This is a genomic window from Parazoarcus communis SWub3 = DSM 12120, assembly GCF_003226565.1.
GTDB classification, from domain to species: Bacteria; Pseudomonadota; Gammaproteobacteria; order Burkholderiales; family Rhodocyclaceae; genus Parazoarcus; species Parazoarcus communis.
Window position 1 is genome coordinate 85,240 of sequence record NZ_QKOE01000014.1, and the last position, 19,214, is coordinate 104,453.

17 protein-coding genes are annotated in these 19,214 nt (G+C 63.0%); 10 read left to right on the forward strand and 7 right to left on the reverse strand.

What is annotated here, in order from left to right; translation table 11 throughout:
- The first annotated feature begins 13 nt into the window (after positions 1–13).
- The 3 genes from DNK49_RS16950 to DNK49_RS16960 all read left to right on the forward strand — a co-directional run bounded on the left by DNK49_RS16950 (position 14) and on the right by DNK49_RS16960 (position 2,087).
- Positions 14–844 (forward strand): ABC transporter ATP-binding protein, encoded by an 831-nt coding sequence (locus tag DNK49_RS16950; protein ID WP_110527142.1) that lies wholly within the window; start codon positions 14–16, stop codon positions 842–844.
- Entirely contained in the window at positions 831–1,604 is a 774-nt protein-coding gene (locus DNK49_RS16955) for a GntR family transcriptional regulator (RefSeq protein ID WP_165843357.1), read from the forward strand. Before DNK49_RS16950 ends, DNK49_RS16955 begins: the two co-directional genes overlap by 14 nt.
- A 186-nt stretch (positions 1,605–1,790) precedes the next feature.
- Entirely contained in the window at positions 1,791–2,087 is a 297-nt protein-coding gene (locus DNK49_RS16960) for a hypothetical protein (protein ID WP_110527147.1), read from the forward strand.
- Between the two features lie 55 nt (positions 2,088–2,142).
- Here the strand turns inward: DNK49_RS16960 and DNK49_RS16965 are convergent, their stop codons facing one another.
- Positions 2,143–2,559 (reverse strand): hypothetical protein, encoded by a 417-nt coding sequence (locus DNK49_RS16965; RefSeq protein ID WP_110527150.1) that lies wholly within the window; start codon positions 2,557–2,559, stop codon positions 2,143–2,145.
- Positions 2,560–2,811: 252 nt separating this feature from the next.
- On the opposite strand from DNK49_RS16965, the gene DNK49_RS16970 reads away from it, so the two are divergent.
- From DNK49_RS16970 to DNK49_RS16980, 3 genes are read left to right on the forward strand one after another with little or no spacing between them, the layout of a single operon-like run.
- A complete protein-coding gene (locus DNK49_RS16970; RefSeq protein ID WP_110527153.1) occupies positions 2,812–3,192 on the forward strand; it encodes an antitoxin Xre/MbcA/ParS toxin-binding domain-containing protein in 381 nt (126 codons plus the stop codon).
- A complete protein-coding gene (locus DNK49_RS16975) occupies positions 3,152–3,883 on the forward strand; it encodes an RES family NAD+ phosphorylase (protein WP_110527156.1) in 732 nt (243 codons plus the stop codon). Before DNK49_RS16970 ends, DNK49_RS16975 begins: the two co-directional genes overlap by 41 nt.
- 37 nt (positions 3,884–3,920) lie before the next feature.
- A complete protein-coding gene (locus DNK49_RS16980) occupies positions 3,921–4,673 on the forward strand; it encodes an SDR family oxidoreductase (protein WP_243632416.1) in 753 nt (250 codons plus the stop codon).
- Positions 4,674–4,714: 41 nt separating this feature from the next.
- Here the strand turns inward: DNK49_RS16980 and DNK49_RS16985 are convergent, their stop codons facing one another.
- The 4 genes from DNK49_RS16985 to DNK49_RS17000 all read right to left on the reverse strand — a co-directional run bounded on the left by DNK49_RS16985 (position 4,715) and on the right by DNK49_RS17000 (position 10,314).
- A complete protein-coding gene (locus DNK49_RS16985) occupies positions 4,715–5,638 on the reverse strand; it encodes a methylated-DNA--[protein]-cysteine S-methyltransferase (RefSeq protein WP_110527249.1) in 924 nt (307 codons plus the stop codon).
- Between the two features lie 268 nt (positions 5,639–5,906).
- Positions 5,907–8,921 carry an ATP-binding protein gene (locus tag DNK49_RS16990; RefSeq protein WP_110527252.1) on the reverse strand — a complete coding sequence of 1,005 codons (3,015 nt, stop codon included), beginning with the start codon at positions 8,919–8,921 and terminating at the stop codon, positions 5,907–5,909.
- 229 nt (positions 8,922–9,150) lie between these two features.
- Entirely contained in the window at positions 9,151–9,843 is a 693-nt protein-coding gene (locus DNK49_RS16995) for a DUF3334 family protein (RefSeq protein WP_110527162.1), read from the reverse strand.
- 66 nt (positions 9,844–9,909) lie between these two features.
- Positions 9,910–10,314, reverse strand: coding sequence for a thioredoxin family protein (locus DNK49_RS17000; RefSeq protein ID WP_110527165.1), 405 nt, complete (start codon positions 10,312–10,314; stop codon positions 9,910–9,912).
- 296 nt (positions 10,315–10,610) lie between these two features.
- Here DNK49_RS17000 and DNK49_RS17005 point away from each other — a divergent pair, with 296 nt between their 5' ends.
- The 4 genes from DNK49_RS17005 (at position 10,611) to DNK49_RS17020 (ending at position 14,674) form a co-directional block, all read left to right on the forward strand.
- Positions 10,611–11,396, forward strand: coding sequence for a GntR family transcriptional regulator (locus tag DNK49_RS17005; protein ID WP_110527168.1), 786 nt, complete (start codon positions 10,611–10,613; stop codon positions 11,394–11,396).
- A 76-nt stretch (positions 11,397–11,472) separates the two neighbouring features.
- Positions 11,473–12,504: a TRAP transporter substrate-binding protein gene (locus tag DNK49_RS17010; RefSeq protein ID WP_110527171.1), complete on the forward strand. Its 1,032-nt coding sequence runs from the start codon at positions 11,473–11,475 to the stop codon at positions 12,502–12,504.
- A 33-nt stretch (positions 12,505–12,537) separates the two neighbouring features.
- On the forward strand, positions 12,538–13,608 hold the full coding sequence (locus tag DNK49_RS17015; RefSeq protein ID WP_110527174.1) for an aromatic ring-hydroxylating oxygenase subunit alpha: 1,071 nt from the start codon (positions 12,538–12,540) through the stop codon (positions 13,606–13,608).
- Between the two features lie 100 nt (positions 13,609–13,708).
- Positions 13,709–14,674 (forward strand): PDR/VanB family oxidoreductase, encoded by a 966-nt coding sequence (locus tag DNK49_RS17020; RefSeq protein WP_110527177.1) that lies wholly within the window; start codon positions 13,709–13,711, stop codon positions 14,672–14,674.
- Positions 14,675–14,790: 116 nt separating this feature from the next.
- On the opposite strand, the gene DNK49_RS17025 is transcribed toward DNK49_RS17020, so the two are convergent.
- Positions 14,791–17,154 (reverse strand): TonB-dependent receptor, encoded by a 2,364-nt coding sequence (locus DNK49_RS17025; protein WP_110527180.1) that lies wholly within the window; start codon positions 17,152–17,154, stop codon positions 14,791–14,793.
- A 117-nt stretch (positions 17,155–17,271) separates the two neighbouring features.
- Positions 17,272–19,104 carry an SLC13 family permease gene (locus tag DNK49_RS17030; protein WP_110527183.1) on the reverse strand — a complete coding sequence of 611 codons (1,833 nt, stop codon included), beginning with the start codon at positions 19,102–19,104 and terminating at the stop codon, positions 17,272–17,274.
- Positions 19,105–19,214: the final 110 nt, after the last annotated feature.

Here is a 19,214-nt window from a genome sequence, read left to right on the forward strand (position 1 = left end):
AAAGAATCTGCCCATGAACCCGCAACCCGAATGGCTGCAAACCCGCAGCACCGCCGACGATCGCGGCGCCAGCTATCTGTCGATACAAGACGTCAACAAGACCTACCGCACCCGCAACGGCGACGTCCACGCGGTGGAGCATGCCGACTTCGACATCGATGAAGGCGATTTCGTCAGCCTGGTCGGCCCCAGCGGCTGTGGCAAGAGCACCCTGATGTCGATGATTGGCGGACTTGAAACCCCGACCGGCGGCCGCATCCTGGTTGGTGGCGCCCCCATCACCGCACCGCGGCGTGATTTTGGCTATGTGTTCCAGGACCCGACCCTGCTGCCCTGGAAGAGCGTGCTGGACAACGTGCTGTTTCCCATCCGCACCCAGAAACGGGTCGTTGCCGACTATCTAGCCGAAGCCGAGCGCCTGCTGCGCCTGACCGGCTTGTGGGACTTTCGCGACAAACGCCCGGCGGAGCTCTCGGGTGGCATGCGCCAGCGCGTGGCGATATGCCGTGGTCTGATCAATGACCCGCGCCTGCTGATGATGGACGAGCCGTTTTCGGCGCTTGATGCCATCACCCGCGACGACATGAATCTGGCCTTGGCCAAGCTGTGGGACGAGGTGCACAAAACCGCGATCTTCATCACCCACAGCATCCGCGAGGCGGTTTTCCTGTCCGACCGCGTGCTGGTGATGACCGCCCGCCCCTCGCGCATCGTTGCCGACATCCGCATTCCCTTTGCCCGGCCGCGCATCGACACCATGCAGGACGAAGCCCTGTTCAGCGAAATCTGCGCCTATATCCGCGACGAGATCCACCAGGCCCATGACAAGCATGTCAGCCGCTGAACCTGCCGCACCCGCGCTCACCCCTTTCGGCCGCCTGGTCGCAGAACACCGGCGCAGCCTCGGCAGCGGGGCGGACGAACGCCTCAGTACCGACGACATCGTCCAGTTGCTGCAACAAGCCATCATCCGCGGGGTGTTCGCCCCTGGTCGTGCGTTGCGCCAGGACGATCTCGCGCTGGAGCTTGGCGTCAGCAAGATTCCGGTCCGCGAAGCGCTACGTACACTCGAAGCCTATGGCTTTGTCGAGCTTCCGCACAACCGCGGCGCGGTGGTCAAGGAGCTGACCCTGGCCCAGCTTCGCGAAGCCTTCGACCTGCGCCAGATGGTGGAACCGCTGCTGATGCGTGCCGCGGTTGCGCGGCTGAGCGAAGCCGCCCTGAAGGAGGCCGCGGAACTGGTGGAACGCATGGCGCAGGAGCGCAACGCCTGGACCTTTTCCAGGCTGAACAGCCGCTTTCATCAGATCCTGTACGAAGCCGCCGACATGCCGTTGTCAATGCAGATCCTGACCATGCTGCAAGGCTATATCCAGCGCATGTCCTTCATGCAGCTGTCGATGATGGGCTTCAACCGCAGCTCCAATGAGGATCACCGCCACATCCTCGATGCCTGCCGCCGCGGCGATGCCGACGCCGCGGCCCGGCATGTTGCAGATCACGTCAGTGGCATCAAGACGGTGGTGATGGGCTTGTATGCACAGCTTCACGGCGACACTGGCGCGGACGAGCTGCACAGCAAGCCGCCGCGGCACGCTAACTGAAACCTGCCGGCGTTCGCACGCCTGAGCCCTTCGGCCTCCCCCCGGGACGACGGCCGGGCTTTCATGTGACGCGCTCCTGGAACGAATCCTGCGTTGGAATGAAGCACGCGATGAGAGCCCGTCCGGCACTTGTCGCAGCGCATGCTGTCTTCCCTTCACACGCAGCACCGAAAGAGGAGCGCCGCCATGACCCCGCAAACCATTGAATCGCTGATGACCGAAATCGAGGCCGAAGACAGCATCGACTTCGCCACCCTGCGTCTGGACGAGAATGTCGCCCGCAGCCTGATGGCGAACCACTTTTGTGACGTCGATGATCGCCTTCGAGCGCAGGGGCTTTCCGCCGAAGAGCGCCTGGAGGTCATGGCCGCCATCGCGGCCCACACCATGACCGAAAACATGGTGCTGCACATCCAGCGTTTGCGTCATGCCGGCGACCCGGCGGATTTCCGGGCATGGATGCAAAGGCACGGACTTGGTTAGCGGGCGTCCACCTCGCCTGACTGTGCCTGCCCCCAGTCAGACAGACGTTCAACAGTCAGTTTGGCCTCGGAGCGCCGGCTTGCTCCTGCGACGGAGCAAGTGGCACGACGTTGCGTTCACATACCAGATCCCCCTCGCAATCGCCCGCGGCGTCGCAGGAGCACAAGGTGTTCTGTCGCCCTAGCGCAAGGCAGTAATGTCCACGTGGATAGCGGCGCAGATCCGGCTCCGGCTCGCCAAACTCGAAATGTTCGACCCGTGCCATACGCAGGAAGCGCTCGACCGCCGGCCTGCCACGAAAGGTCGTCAGCTGTCCCGAGCCCGTGCACAGGCAGCGACCATCCATGGTCAGGGTATAGCATTGGTCTTCGTCGCAGCCGATCGGATGCACCTGAACCCGCATCGTCTTTCTGCGCCATTCTGGCGCCACGGCCAGCTCCAGCCAGGTTGCCACGCGTTGCCGATGTGTCATGTCGTCCCCTCCTTGGTCTTTTAATGAAAAATAGAGGATGCGCAGTATGATGCCAAGAAGAAAAACGTAAATATTTAATTTACATTTTCATGGCATTTTTTCGGATCCACTGGACCTTCCCGTTGCTTCCAGCGAACCGGAGCTTAGCGCGCGCTTGCCATCGACCTTCTCGTCTCAGCGCAAAAAAATAAGCTTGAATTCGCCGTTTCATTCTATAGAATGAAATAAATCCCTGATTCGACAGGAGTCGCCATGTTGAAGCGCGCCCCCAGACCCACGGCAGACCGTGCAAAGGTGCTGTCCCAAGCCCTCTCGCAGGTTGCTGGCCGGCTGGAAATCGGCCCGACCGAAATTGGCCAGATCGTCGGTGTCAGCCAGCCTACCGCCTCCCGGTTGCTGCACGGCAGCTACAACCTCAAGGAAACCGGTAAGGAGTGGGAACTCTCCACCCATCTGGTGCGCCTCTACCGCTCGCTGTTCTCGCTGGTCGGTGGCGATGAGGCGCTGGCCCGGGGCTGGCTACGTTCGGCCAACGATGCCTTCTTCGGCCAGCGCCCGATCGATGTCATCAAACGTATCGACGGCTTGCTCAATGTCTGCGACTACCTGGACACCCACCGCGCTCGCGTCTGAAGCACGCACATGGTCGGGCTCGGGCTGGCGCGCGGTGGAAGCCCAGCACCAGGTCGCCACCATGGGTCTGGTCGACGGCAATCTCGATGCGCAAAAACTGCTCGAAGACATCCTCGAAGAGAACAAACCCAGGCTGCCGCCCGAGGCCGAGGGCTTGCACTGGCTGCTCGCCACGCCCTTCCGCTACTGGCCGCTGCCAGGGGGTTCGCGTTTTCGCCGCCATCGCGATCCCGGCGTGTTCTACGGCGCGGAATCACGTGAAACAGCCTGTGCCGAAAGTGGCTACTGGCGGCTACGTTTCTGGAATGACAGCCACTTCCTGCGTGACCGCAGCAAGTCCGTCCCCATCACACTGTTCGAATTCTGGGCGGCGACATCACGCGCCATCGACCTGAGCCAGCCCCCCTTGGTCAACGACCGCCCCCACTGGACCCACCCCTCCGACTACACCGCCACCCAGCAACTTGCCGAAACCGCACGCACCGCCGCCCTGGAAGCCATCCGCTACGAGTCAGTGCGCCACCCCGGTGGATTCTGCCTGGCGCTGCTATCACCGCAGGTATTCCGTGCCGTGGACGACGCCTTCCGCAATCATCAGCAAGGGTGGACCTTGCTGATCCGGCCTCCTCATCAGATTGTCTGGCAGAGGGATCTGGCGCATGAACGCTGGACCTTCGAGTTTTCAGATTGATCCAGCCCAAGCGCCTTCAAGCACTCAGGAGAACACCGTGCGCCCCCTCCGCTCCATGTTGATCACTGGTGGCTCGCGCGGCATCGGCGCCGCTATCGCCCATCTTGCCGCTACCCGGGGGTACACCGTATGCATCTCGTATCGTAGCGACCGACAGGCAGCCGAAGCGGTCATCGCAGACATCACCAGCGGTGGCACCACAGCCTTCGCCGTTCAGGCCGACATCAGTCATGAGCCGGACATCCTGCGCCTTTTTGCCGAAGTCGATGCCCGGTGTGGCGGCCTGGATGCGCTGGTCAACAATGCAGGCACACTGGAGACCCAGATGCGGGTGGAAGACATGAGCGCCGATCGCCTCCGCCGCGTGTTCGAAACCAATGTGCTCGGCAGCTTCCTGTGTGCCCGCGAGGCCGTCAGACGCATGTCCACCCGCCATGGCGGACGCGGCGGCGCAATCGTCAATCTATCCTCGCGCGCCGCCCGGCTGGCTTCACCCGGCGAATACGTTGACTATGCGGCATCCAAAGCGGCCATCGATACACTGACTCTCGGTCTGGCCAAGGAAGTCGCCGCCGAAGGCATCCGCGTCAACGCCGTTGCTCCCGGCCTCATCCGTACCGACATCCATGCACTCGGCGGCGAACCGGGGCGGGTCGAACGGCTCAGGACCGGCGTTCCGATGCAGCGCGGTGGCGAGCCGGACGAAGTGGCACGCGCGGTGCTCTGGCTGTTGTCGGAAGAAGCCTCCTACACCACCGGAGCCATCCTCGACGTCGCCGGCGGACGCTGATCAAGGCATCGCGCCGTCCGACTGCACACCTCACACACCTGCTACTCAGGGCCGGTCACCTGTCGACCGGCTTCCCAGCCCTGCATCGCCAGCTTGCGCTCACTGCCCCAGCGGAAGTTGCCGACCTCACCGGACTCGCGGATCACGCGATGGCAAGGGATCAGATAGGCGATGGTGTTGGCCGCAAGCGCGCTGCCGACGGCGCGTTGCGCACGGGGTGAAGCCGAGGCTCTTGCAATTGCGCCATAGGAGACGAGTTGCCCCGGCTCGATACGGATCAGCGCCTCCCACACCTTGATCTGGAAATTGGTGCCACGCAGCAGCAGATGCAGCCTGCCAGGACAGGGGTGTTCAGGGAAAACCTTCTCAAGTAAAGCGGCCGCCCCCCCATCATCGCGGATCAGCGACGCTGCAGGCCAGAGGCCGGCAAGTTCGCGCAGTGCATCCAGGGGGGCCTCGTCGCAGAATGCCAGGTGGCAGATGCCACGCGAAGTCCATGCGATCAATGCAGGACCGAAAGGCGATGGCGCAAGGCCGTGACGGACATCGAGCCCCGCGCCGCCAGACTTGATCTCACCCGGAGACATGGCCTCGCAAGTGATCATCAGATCATGCAGGCGGCTAGTGCTGCTCAGACCTGTTTCATGCGCTACGCTCATCACATCGAAGCGCGACATCAACAACTGTCGAGCACGCTCCTTGGTCAGGAACTGCAGGAATCGTTTTGGAGACACACCGGCCCAGCCGGCAAACAGCCGTTGCAAGTGATGGGGACTGAGGTGGACGGCATGCGCAATCTCGTTCAAGTCGGGTTGTCGATGTGCATGAGCACGGATGTACCCGATCGCCCGGGCAATGACCGCAAAATGACGCGATTGGACTTCCAGCGACAAAGCGCAGGCCTCGTCGCCCAACGAAGAAACCGCAGGTTCTGATGACAACTGTCCAACGGTATGCCGACTCATGCTTGTTTCACCCAGGAAGGAGACGACATCACTGTGCAAGCAGACGAGCGACGATGCAAACCGATTCTTGCGCATTCAAGCCAGACCGCGACCCCGACGCCAAGCATGAACTGATCCTCAAGCCGGGCCCTCAAACCCGCCTGCCCCGTCATTGCAGCCACTTCCGTCAACAAAAAAGGAATCAGCTCGGGCAGTGATCAAGCATGGATGAGCCCGCCACACCGGCCTGCGCTGGGTTAGGGGCACAGGGCCAGGAAGCGCCGGGGACTCATGCAGACACCGTCGCCGGCAACCAAGGCGCAGCCGCCTCGACGATTTCTGCAATGTCGCCCCCCAATGCCGCGAGCAAGGCGTCCAGGTCACTGTCGCCGCGGTCGATCGCTTCCTCCAGTTCCTCGGCAAGCGCCATCACGTCGAGGGCACACAGGAAGCCGGCACTGCTGCGCAAGGTGTGCATGCGCCGTGCGGCGACATCGCGATCGCCACGCTCGAGGTCGTGACGCGTCTTCGCTTCGGCATCGGCATACTCGTCGACGAACAGCGCAAGCACGCCAAGGAACATTTCCCGATCCTCGCCCAGGCGCTGCACGACTCGATCGCGGTCGATACCGGCCAGTTCGGGAATGGGCTCGCCGACATCCTGCATCCGTGGCGACACAGGCTCAACAAGCGCGGGTGCGACCGGCATCGGGGCCGGACGACTGATCCAGCGTTCAAGCACGGTCGTCAGGTGTTCCAGATCCATCGGTTTGGGCAGCACGTCATCCGCACCCGCAGCCCGTGCCGCCAGCTGTTGCTCGTCCCTCACCCCGGCGGTGAATGCGACGAGCGGCAGATCGATCAGACCAAGTTCTCCGCGAATCTTGCGCATGGCGGTCAAGCCATCCATGACAGGCATCTGCACGTCCATCAGCACCGCATCGAAGCCCTGGGGGCGAGAACGCAGCAACTCCAGCGCCTGCTGACCATCAGCCGCCAGCGTGGCCACTGCGCCCTCCAGGCGCAAGGCGCGTTCGACCAGGTCCCGGTTCATTGCGCTGTCGTCGACCACCAACACCTGCGCACCCTGCAATCGTGGCCCGGCCGGCATGATCGCCGGAGCCTGGATCGGGGTAGGTACCTGGGCAGCCTCATCCGCGCGGCGCAGATCCAGCTCGAACCAGAACATGCTGCCTGCGCCCGGCTGGCTCTCGGCACCGATCTCACCTCCCATCAGTTCAACCAGGCGCTTGCAGATCGACAGCCCCAGGCCGGTGCCGCCAAAGCGACGACCAATGCCACCATCCGCCTGGGTAAATGGCGTAAATAGCCGTGCCAGCGCATCCGCCGTGACCCCGATACCGGTATCGCGCACCTCGAAGCGCAATCGCAAGGATCGACCGTCGGCTTCATGACAATGCACGAAAACGACAACCTCACCCTGTTCGGTAAACTTGATGGCGTTCCCCGTCAGATTGAACAGGATCTGCTCAACACGGAGCCCGTCACCCAGCAGCATGCCGACCGGCGGACGAGGCGATTCGATGCGCAGCGACAAACCCTTGGCACGCGCGGCCTGCCCCATCAGGCTATCCACATGAGCCAGCAGGCGGTCGAGGGCAAAAGGATGCTCCTCCAGCCGCAACTGCCCGGCTTCGATCTTGGACAGATCGAGCACGTCGTTGAGGATGGTCAGCAAGGACTGCCCCGCGGTGCGGATGCGCTCGACCATGTCGCGCTGGTTGGCCGACAACGGCTCACGCTCAAGCACCTGAGCGAGCCCCAGCACCGCATTCATCGGTGTGCGGATCTCATGGCTCATGTGTGCAAGAAACTCGCTCTTTGCCGCATTGGCCGCCTGTGCGGCCTCGGATGCCTCCTGCAATCGCTGCTCCATCAGCCGGCGTGCGGTGATGTCCTCGGCAATGGCCAGGAAACGCGGCGCCTCTTCCGCATCAACCTGCACGGGGGCAAAGGTCAGGCTGATCCACACAACCTCGCCATCCGGTCGCAGGTAACGCTTGTTCAGGCGGTAACCTGCGATCTCTCCCGCCTGCAGCCGGCCAATCCGGTCCCGGCTTTCCGCGACGTCGTCCGGATGGGTGATGGTGATCGGATCGAGCCCCACCAGTTCCTCCTGCGACCGTCCAACGATCTCGGCAAAACGTTGATTGGACTCGGTGAATCGTCCGCTGGCCGGATCCAGCAAGGCCACGCCCAACGGCGCCTGTTCGAAGATCACCCTGAACCGCCGTTCCGCCGCACGTTGGGCGTTCAAGGCAGCCAGCTCCTGACGCTGGCGATTGCGCCGCCACAGCAGATAGGCCCCCCAGCACAGCATCGCCAGTCCAAGCCCCACCACTACGGCCGTCGCGATCGCCATCGAACGGATGCGGGCATAGGCTTCGCGTTCGTCGATCTCCGCCATCATCAACCAAGGTGTGCCCTTCACCGCGGCCGCATAGGCCAGCACCCCGACTTCACGATAATCGAGGCCTCCGGCGATGATGCCTCTTGCGCCCTGTACCGCCTGTGCAGCGGGAAGGTTCGGTGCGCTCAACGGCCGTGTCAGCACCAGGGCCGCCTGCTGCTGATGGCGCAAGGGTGTCAGGAAACGGACTCCGCCATCTTCACGGCGAACGAGGTAGGTTTCAGCCGTTTGAGTCGGCACCGGCCACGACTCGACGAGGGGATACAGCACAGCGCGTGCATCCAGGCTGATATAGACCACGCCGTTCGGACGTCCACCGCGCCCTCCAACTGGCACCAACATGCCGAATTCGGGCTCGCTGTGTCGATTCAGATGCAGGTCGACCAGTTCGATCCGCGGCAAACTCAGGACGTCGGTCACCATGGCCGAATGCTCACCGATATCGGCATCCCCAAGCTCGAGCACCGATCGGCCTGCAGCATCGAACAATACGACCCCTTTCCAGCCCCGCACATGTGCAAGCTGGGCCAGGCTGTCGGACATGCGCGCCATCAGCGCGGCGTCGCTCCGCCCGTCATCAACCCAACGTCGATAAAGTGCGTCGAACTGAGTCTGTTCAGCAAAGTAGAGTTCGGCATCTGTCCGGATACCCCCCAACCAGTCCTCGATACGTTGCCGCTTCTGCTCCGCGATGACGGCTAGCGTACGATGGGTTTCACGACGGATCTCTTCAGCCAGATAGCCGTAAGCGACCGAACCCAGCGCCCCCAGCGACATGGCCAGCACGATCAGGGGCAGCACAAACCGCAACCAATGGGGCGGTGTGGCGTTTGCGGCATTGGGCACAGGCTGGGGCGGAGCCGGAAGAGTCATGATCGGGTACAGCAGATTCGACGAACGCGCCAGAACGGGCGCCCGAATTGCACCAAACCGGTGCAAACCGTCGTAAAAAGTGCGAATAGTGTCCCAGATCGTAAGAAAAGTCTAATACGAAGGTCGATATCCTGCACAGAACAGGTGCATCAAGGCCGCACGTTCCGGTCGCAGGCCATGGAAAGTCCTTCGCTGGGGCCCGTCCGCCGCAACGCGCCCCCAGGCGGGCTTACATGCCCAAGGACTTCAGCAACTCGTCGTGGTCTTCCGTCTGCTCGATCTGCGCTTGAGGCGCGTGTTCTGAAGCGTCGTTGACCTGCGCCATCAACTCGTCGGGATCGACCTCGGCCTTCGGCTCGAAATCGTTCAGCTTGATGAACTCGGTGCGGTCGATCGCCAGTTCGAGATAAAAGATGTTGTTGGCGCCGGTGTAGAACGTCACCCGCCGGGCTTCCGGCTTTTCCAGGTTGGTATCCACGCTGAGCATCACCTGCTTGTTCAGCGCCAGCATCTTGGGCTGGTTCTGGGTGATGTGGGTATCGAGCTCACGGGCCACCTTGCCGGTAAAGTCGCCCACGATCTGGTTCATCAGCTCGCCCATCACATTGCTGACCTCATCCGAGGTAAACGAGCTCGCAAGATCCGACTGCGACATGCCCATGCTCAGCATGTAGCGCTCGTAAAGCTCCATGGCAGCCTGACCGGAGAAGTTGATCACCACCAGCCCGGAAAACCCACCGTCAAACAATACGAAGCAGCCGATATCCGGCTTGAGGCAGGTACGGCCAATGCGCTGCACCATGCTCGAATAGCGGATCGGGCTATTGGAGGCCACCGACAGCACCTTGCTGACGGAGTCGCACAGACTGCGGAGAATGTCTTCGGTACCGAACACCACTTGCGCTTCTTGTTTTTTGGACATCGTGCAACCACTCACGGCAGGTAGGAAGTCGATATGTATAGCACAGACACCGACTGCTGCTGCAGCTCACACCGCACCGGTCGTCGGAGCAGGATCGACAAGCAGCGCACCAAACGACCAGACTTCCTCCGGCGCCGGTGACAGCGGCACCGGGCTCGATAAAGCCGAGCGGATCAGACGGTCCACAACCTCTTCAAGCGGCAGCGACGTTCCGAAGTACACCGGGCGCCCCTCACGCAGGATGAGCAGGGACGGAAAGCTCTCGACCTCGATATCGCCCGCCACTGCGGCATCGTCCTCGATATCGACCCACAGGAAGCCCAGCTGCTCGTGTGCGGCCGACAGCCGCTCCAGCACCGGACGAAAATCGCGGCAGGTGCCACACCAGTCGGCACAGAACGCCACCACAACGTGATGCTGCCCCGCAAACGCGCCGGCCTCGAGCGCCGCAACAGATCGAACAGATGACATCGGCCCTCCCCAAGGCACAGGAAACGTGGGTCGGCGCGATGCGGCAAACCCATCTGCAGCTCTTCGTCCGAAGCCGAACACTGCCACAGATGCGCCCCCCGGAAAAGCTGGACGCGCCCCCCCAAGCGCTCCCCTTCAGGAGGATCACCCACCCTCACCCGATCGATGTGTATACACACCAAATAAAAACAATAAAATTTTGACGGTTTTTTTTATTTTTTGGATATAGTTGTATACAAACTGACCCCAGCAGTACGTCTCCACCCCATCAACATCCCCTTCACTGGAGCAGTACGATGGTTCGAACATCACCAAAGGAAGCCTTGCCTGCCTCTCAGGCTGACGAGCCGGATGCCACCGCCTCCCAGACCGTGCGTGCGCAGTTGCGCCTGCGTGAAATGATTCTTGACGGTCATCTGCCGGCGGGCGAGCGGGTATCAGAACCCGCAGTCGCCGAACTGACCGGCATCTCCCGCACGCCAATCCGCGCCGCACTCCAGCACCTGCAGCAGGAAGGACTGCTTGAGCCGATTCGTTCCGGCGGTTTCCGGGTACGCGCCTTTTCCATCGACGAGATCCGCGACGCCATCGAGATCCGTGGCACCCTCGAAGGTCTCGCGGCCCGTCTTGCGGCCGAGCGCGGCGTGTCGGATGCCGACTTGCAGGCCATGAACGAGTGCGTGGATCGCATCGACGCCATCCTGGACGCGGGCGAACTCGACGAGGCACGCTTCGAGGCCTATGTGGACACCAACGCCCGTTTCCACGACCTGCTGGCTGCAGCCTGTCGAAGCGAAGTCGTACAGCGCCAGGTGCTGCGTGGCAACGCGCTGCCGTTCGCGTCGCCCAGCGGATTCATCCGTGTACAGGCCGCTGCCCCGGACGCATTGCGTACCCTGCAGACCGCCAACACCCAGCACCGCGCAGTGGTCGACGCCATTGCCCGGCGCGAGGGCGCACGCGCTGAAGCCCTGATGCGCGAGCACGCCCGCATCGCCCATCGCAACCTCCAGGCCACGCTGGACAACCCCCGGGTCATGGACCTCATCCCCGGCGGGCGGCTGATCGTGCAGGACACCTGACTCACATCCCTACGACTCACGCCCATACAACACCCGCAGCGTTTCAATCTCACACCAACAAGACGAGGAGACCCCCATGCAGACACCCCGTATCCTGCCGCTCACCGCGTTGATCCTGGCCTGTGCCCCACTGGTGACGCAGGCGGCAACCCCATCCGAACCCGTCGTGCTCAAGCTCGCACACTCGCTGCCGCCCATGTCGGCCGCCCACACGCGCTTCATCGTGCCCTGGTGCGAGCGCATCGAAGTGCAGTCCGGCGGGCGCATGAAGTGCCAGATTTATCCGGCCATGTCGCTCGGTGGCGCCCCTGCCCAGTTGTTGCAGCAAGCACGTGATGGCATCGCCGACATCACCTGGACACTGCCGGGATGGACACCGGGCCGCTTCCCGCTGTCCGAAGTGTTCGAACTGCCTTTCTTCACCTCCGACCGCGAATCCTCGTCGCGCGCGCTGTGGGATTTCGTCGAACACAACGCAATGAGCGAATTCGCCGGACTCAAGCCCATTGGCACCTGGGTGACCGGCCCCTATGTGTTCCACTTCCGTGATCGCGAAGTGCGCAACCTGGACGATTTCAAGGGTCTCAAGGTGCGGGCGCCTTCGCGCCTGGGCAACAAGATGCTGGCCGCGCTGGGCGCCACGCCGGTGGGCATGCCGGTGCCGCAGATGCCGGAAAGCCTCGCCAAGGGGGTGATCGGCGGTGCCTTGGTTCCGTGGGAAGTGGTTCCCCCGACCAAGACCCACGAGCTGACCCGCTTCCACGCCGAAGCGGCTGGCGACCGCACCATGCTGGCTGCAACCATGATCTTCGTCATGAACCGCAAGAAGTACGACAGCCTGCCCGACGATCTCCGTAAGGTCATCGACGACAACAGTGGTCGCGACACCTCAGCCTGGATCGCGGCGCAGTTCGAACCGGCCGATACCGCGGCACGCGAAATGACGGTCGCGCGCGGCAATGCTGTCTATGCGATCACGCCGGAAGAGATGCTGAAGTGGCAAGCCGCCACCCGCAGCGTCACCGAGGAATGGACCCGCGAAGTCGCCAACGGACAACAACACTACGACGCGGCAGCCGCCCTGGTCGCACGCTACGCCAAACCCTGAACGCCAGAAGCCCATATCCGAGGAGGCACACCCATGACATTTCCGATGAACACCTGGTACGTCGGCTGCACCCCCGACGAAATCGACAGCAAGCCGCTGGGCCGCCGCATCTGCGGCGAGGCAGTGGTGTTCTACCGTCCGGCAGCAGACCGCGTTGCCGCGCTGGAGGACTGGTGCCCACATCGCGGCGCGCCGCTGTCGCTGGGTTTCGTTCAGGACGGCAAACTCGTCTGCGGCTATCACGGGCTGGAAATGGGCTGTGACGGCAAGACCGTACACATGCCCGGACAACGGGTGCGCGGCTTTCCACCCGTACGCAGTTTCCCAGTGGTGGAGCGGCATGGCTTTGTCTGGATCTGGCCCGGCGACCCGGCACTTGCCGACCCGGCGCTGATTCCCGACCTGCATTGGGCCAACAATCCGGCCTGGGCCTATGGCGGCGGCCTGTACCACATCGCCTGCGACTACCGGCTGATGATCGACAACCTGATGGATCTCACTCACGAGACCTATGTGCATTCGACCAGTATCGGCCAGAAGGAGATCGACGAAACCCCCTGCACCACCCGCACCGAGGGCGACACCGTCATCACCAGCCGCTACATGGATGGAATCGAGGCGCCACCGTTCTGGAAGATGGCCTTGCGCGCCAACGGCCTGCCCGACGATCAGCCGGTGGACCGCTGGCAGATCTGCCGTTTCACCCCCCCGTCGCACGTAATGATCGAGGTTGGCGTCGCCCTCGCCGGCCACGGTGGCTACGACGCGCCTGCCCAGGCCAAGGCGTCCAGCACCGTGGTGGACTTCATCACCCCCGAAACGGAACACTCGATCTGGTACTTCTGGGGCATGGCACGCAGCTTCAAACCCGAGGACGCCGCACTGACGGCCCAGATCCGGGAAGGCCAGGGCAAGATCTTCGCCGAGGACCTGGAGATGCTCGAGCGCCAGCAGAAGAACCTGTTGCAGTGGCCCGGCCGCAGCCTGCTCAAGCTCAACATCGACACGGGTGGCGTGCAGGCACGCCGTGTAATCGAGCGGGTGATCGATGCGGAACAGGCAGGCACCGGCTCGACCGTCGCGGAAGCGCTGACGACCCACTGAGCGCGCGCCGAGCGCACTCCTCCAATCCCGTCCCCAACCCCGTTCCCGGGTGCAGCCATGAACCGCGCGTCTGCGCTGCACCCGCCGCAGAGACAACATAATGAGCACCGCAACCCTCAAGGTCCGCGTCGCCCGCAAGGCGGCAGAAGCGACCGACATCCAGATCTTCGAACTGGTCGCCGCCGACGGCAGCCCCCTGCCCGCGTTCTCGGCAGGCGCCCATATCGACGTCCACCTGCCCAATGGCATCATCCGACAATATTCGCTCTGCAACGACCCTGGCGAGCGTCACCGCTATCTCATCGGCGTGCTGCGCGACCCCGCCTCGCGCGGCGGTTCGCAGGCAATGCACGACAGCGTGCATGAAGGCGACCTGCTGCAGATCTCCGGCCCCAAAAATCACTTCCCGCTTGCGCATGAAGCGCAACACAGCCTGTTGCTGGCTGGCGGCATCGGCGTCACCCCGATCCTGTGCATGGCCGAGCGGCTGGCGATCAGCGGCGCCGAGTTCGAGATGCATTACTGCACCCGCTCCCCCGAACGCACCGCCTTCCTGCAACGCATCCGCAACTCGAGCTTCGCGTCACGCGTACAGATGCATTTTGATGACGGCGCCGCAGCGCAGCGCTTCGACCTGGCCAAGGTGCTTGCCGCACCCGAGCCCGGCACGCATCTCTACGTGTGTGGGCCCAAAGGCTTCATGGATGCGGTACTGGCCACAGCACGATCCAGTGGCTGGCCCGAAACACAATTGCATTACGAGTTCTTCGCCGCCGAACTACAGCAGTCGGATGGCGACACGGCTTTCGAAGTCCGTCTGGCCAGCTCCGGACGCACCCTCACCGTCGCCGCCAACCAGACCGTGACCACCGCGCTCGCCGCAGCCGGCGTGGAAGTCCCCACCTCATGCGAACAAGGCGTGTGCGGCACCTGCCTCACCCGTATTCTTGCGGGCGAGCCCGATCACCGCGACGCCTACCTGACCCCGGAGGAACAGGCCGCAAACGACCAGTTCCTTCCCTGCTGCTCACGGGCCAGATCACCCTTGCTGATACTCGATCTGTAGAGGGAGGGTACGCGCTGCGCACGGCTCAGCTGTCGTCCCCATCCAGGCCCGCAGACCTAAAGGACGGCATGCTGCATGCCGTCCTCCACGCCGTTCTCAAAGGCGGGCTTCATCCCTCACGGCCTGTCGAACGCGTAGCGCACCCCGACCCATGCCGCACGCGGTGCGCCCGGCGCCACCAGCGCCGAGAACGCGTCGTCCCCGCCCATGTAGCTGCCATTCGCTTCGAAGAAGGTCTCGCCCAGCATGCCGCCGGTCTGGTACTTGCGGTCGAACAGATTGGTGACCTTGGCAAAGAGCTGCCAACCACTGTTCGGAATGGTGTAGCGGGTGTCCAGGTTCACCACCGTATAGCCACTCACCTTGGCGCCTGCCCCTTGGTGATCATTGTTCTCGTTGCCGTGGGAATATTGGCTGGAGAAGGCCACGATGTTGGCGCCGAGGGTCCAGTTCGGCAAGGCCTGCCATTCGCCACGCAGCTTCAGCTGATGACGCGGAATACCCGGCAGGGTGTCGCCCTTGCGGACGCGGATGGTATCCCCTTCGCCGTCGCCATCGGTATCGACCGCGCTCGAGTTCACCTCGTTGGCAATGGAGAAATTCGACTGATAGGTCGCCTTGATGTAGCTGTAACTGGCGGCCCAGCGGAAGGCGCCCATTTCACCGCTCAAGCCAAGATCCACCCCTTCGCGACGGGTCCTGCCCACGTTGGAGAAGTACCCCGCCCCGGTCGAATTGGCCGCGATGAACTGGATGTCGTCGGTATTCTGGGTGCGGTACAGGCTGGCGTTGTAGGCGACGCCGTTGCCGGTCTTGCCGCGCACGCCGGCCTCGAGGGTTCTGGAGACCACCATGTCGAGGGGTGGGTCACCCGCCATGGCATTGGGCAGCTTGCACGGCTGATCCGGGTTGGCACAGCCCAGTTCGATCGCCGTCGGCGCACGGCTCCCCTCGTTGTAACTGGCGTAGAGCGACACATTCTTGTTCGGGGTGATCGCCAGCCCAATCGCGGGATTGAAACGCTGGAAGGTGTGATCTCCAGTCAGCGACTCGGGGTTGCCGGGATCCGGAATCAGCTGGTCACGATTCTCTACCCGGGTATGGTTGTAGCGTCCGGAAATGGTCAGGTGATAGACGTCGTTGAACGAGAAGGTATCGGTCGCGAACACGCTCCAGGTCCGGTTCACGCCACGCAGTTCCACCTCACCCTCGTCACCGAACACACCAATGCCGTCGATGCCGCGCGCTGCATTCAAGCGTCCGAACTCGGTGGCCTGCTCGAAATCGGTACGGCTGCGGTCATAGCCCAATCCAACGATGAGCAGGTTCTGATGCCCCATCACATCATGATTGAAGTTGATCTGGCCGCTGGCGCCGTACCCGATACGCCGCGACTTGCTGCGGTTCAGCGCCCCGCTGCAGGAGACCTCGGCGTCGTCCTCATCAGCGCCGGGCACACAGGCGTCGAGGTCGAAGCCCGCGTCGTCCGGATCGATGTCATCGTTGCCATCACCATTGAGCGTACGCGTGTGCGCATCACGGTAGTAGGCATTGCCACTGAGCATGGTCGTGTCGTTGATCCAGTGGCTGGCATTGAAGTTGAGGAAGGCCAGCCGGTTCCTGGTCTGATCGGGCTTGGTATTGATCGCGTCCCAGCCCTGCGTGCGGAGAAACTCGCGCTGCACCAGCCCGTTACCGATCAGGTCGTTGTCAGCCAGTGTCAGGGTCAGATTGAGATCGGTCCTGTCATTGCGCCAGCCCACCTGCCCGAACAGTTGCCGAACCTCCGAGGGAGACGCGTCGCGCCAGCCATCCTCGTCGAAGTAATTGCCCGCAAGGAAGTAATCCACCCCGTTCGCACTGGCCCCGCCATATTCCACCTGAGCGTTGTATCGCCCCCAGGCACCACCGGACAACTCCACCGCACCGCCCCGGTGGGTATGCCCCCGCTTGGTCTGCATCGAAATGGCGCCGCCCAGGGTGTTTAGCCCGAACAGCGGGTTCGAGCCCGGCATCATCGTCATGCCGGCAAGCGCATTGACCGGGATCAGGTCCCAGCTCACCACGTCGCCAAACGGCTCGTTGATCCGTACGCCATCCTGATACACCGACAGCCCCTGCGGCGTTCCCAGCAGTGGCGATGCGGTGAACCCGCGGTAATTCACATTGGGCTGAAAGGGGTTGTTCTGGGTGTCGTTGACATTCACCCCGGCGAGGTTGTCAGCCATGAAATCCGCAATGGTGAGGCTGTGCTGATCGTCGAGCGCCTTGTCCCGGACAAGTTGCACATTTGCGGGGACTCTCTCCAGCGGCAACTCGATGCCATGCAGGGGCGTCGTACCGATGACCTCGACCGCCTCCAGGCGGGTCAGGGGCTCTGCGGCAAAGACATTGCCCTGACAGGCGGCCAGTACGGCCAGGACCAGATGACGGGGGCGCAGATTCGGGGCCTTGCGTCCTGCGGTGGCATGCAACTTCATGGTGGTGTCTCGACCTGTTATTGAGAGGATTGTCCGGTCGATTTTCCAGGATTGCCGTCGGAAAAACCCGGGAAGTTTTCCCGACGTGCAAGGATGCGTGCTGACGCAATACGCGCGCTAGAACGGAAACAACACCGGCAACAGCCCGACACACACCAGCATGACCACCACGGTAAACGGCACCCCGATGCGCACGAAATCCCCAAAGCGGTAGTCCCCCGGCCCCAGCACCAGCGTGTTGACCGGTGACGACACCGGGGTCATGAAGGCCGCCGATGCTGCCAGCGCAACCGTCATCGCAAACGGATAGGGCGAAACACCCAGTTGAGCAGCGAGGCCCAGCCCGATCGGCGCCATCAACACCGCCGTTGCCGTGTTGGAGATGAACAGGCCGACCACCGCAGTCAGCACAAACAAGGCGGCCATCACACCACGCGGTGAGCCCTCGCCGGTCAAGGCCAGCACGCCGCCAACCAGGTAGTCGATACCGCCGGTCTTTTGCAACGCGGTCGCAAATGGCAGCATGCCGACGATGAGGATCAGGCTCTGCCAGTGGATGCTGCGATACGCACTGTCCATGTCGATACAACGCATCGCGCCCATCAGCACACAGCCAATCAGCGCCGCAATCACGTTTGGCACCACCCCGCTGATCATCAGCGCAACCGTCACCGCCAGACAGATCAGGGCGTGGGGGGCACGCCGTGCCGCCGGCGCCGCCTCATCCATCTCGGCAGGTAAGGTCAGCACCAGAAAGTCGTGCGCCTGGGCATGCAACAAGCGGATGGATTTCCAGGTACCGGCAATCAGCAGCGTATCGCCCATCTTCAGCTTTTCGTGCAGCAGATTGTCAGCCAGCGACTGGCCGTTACGGCGCAGCCCCATCACATTGATGCCCCGTTGCGAGCGCATGCGCAACTCGAGGATGGACTTGCCGATCAACCCCGAGCCGGGCGGCACCAGCACCTCGGCCAAGCCAAGCTCGCGTGACAGATCGGCAAAGTAGTCGTCACGAAACGCTCTGTCCTGCAGACACATCTCATTGGCAAAGCGGGCGATATCCTCTTCACCGCGGGCGAAATCGATCAGGATGACATCGCCGGCCAGAATCTCGCGGTTGGCCGCGGTCGTCAGCATCACCCTGCCGAACTGACGGCTACGTTCAATGGCAACGATGTTGGCGCCGTAGCGGGCGCGCAACTGCAACTCACCCAGGGTATGGCCGATCATCGGCGAATGGGTGGCCACCATCATGCGCCGCGCTCGATGCAACAACTGATAGTCTTCGGCCAGCTCGCGCAAGCGGCGGCGGCGACTGCGTACCGGCGTCTCAGCCTGCGCGGGGCCGCTGAGCCACCCGCGCACCAGCAGCATGTAGCCCACGCCCAGCGCCAGCACCACCAGCCCGGCGGGCGTAAAGTCAAAGAAACCAAAGCCCGCATGCCCGGCGCGGTGCAACTCGGCATTCACCACCATGTTCGGCGGCGTGCCAACCAGGGTGAGCATGCCGCTCATCAGCGCAGCAAAGGCCAGCGGCATCATCAGCCGGCGCGGCTGAGCACCGATGCGCGCGGCAATACTCAGTGCCACGGGAATGAAGATCGCCACCACGCCGGTCGAACTCATCACCGACCCCAGCAGGGCCACCGCCAGCATCAGCAATACCAGCAGGCGCGCTTCGTTGCTGCCGGCGCGCGCAACCAGCCAGTCCCCTACCCGAAACGCCACTCCGGTGCGCACCAATCCCTCGCCAATGACGAAGAAGGCGGCAATCAGGATCACGCTTGGCTCGCTGAAGCCGGCGAGCGCTTCGCTGACCGACACCGTGCCCCCCAGTACCAGCGCAAGCAGCGCGCACAGCGCCACCACATCCGTACGGGGGCGGTTGGCAACGAAGCAGCCGACGCACAGCGCCAGCAGCCCGAACACCCAGAAAATTTCAGGATTCATGACAATTGAAGGGCAGACGCAAAAAGCAGAACCGGCAACTCGCGATCCAGGCCCTTTGGCCACGCGTATTGCCGGTTCCGCGCCGCATCTTACCCGCAGAAGGCGCCGTC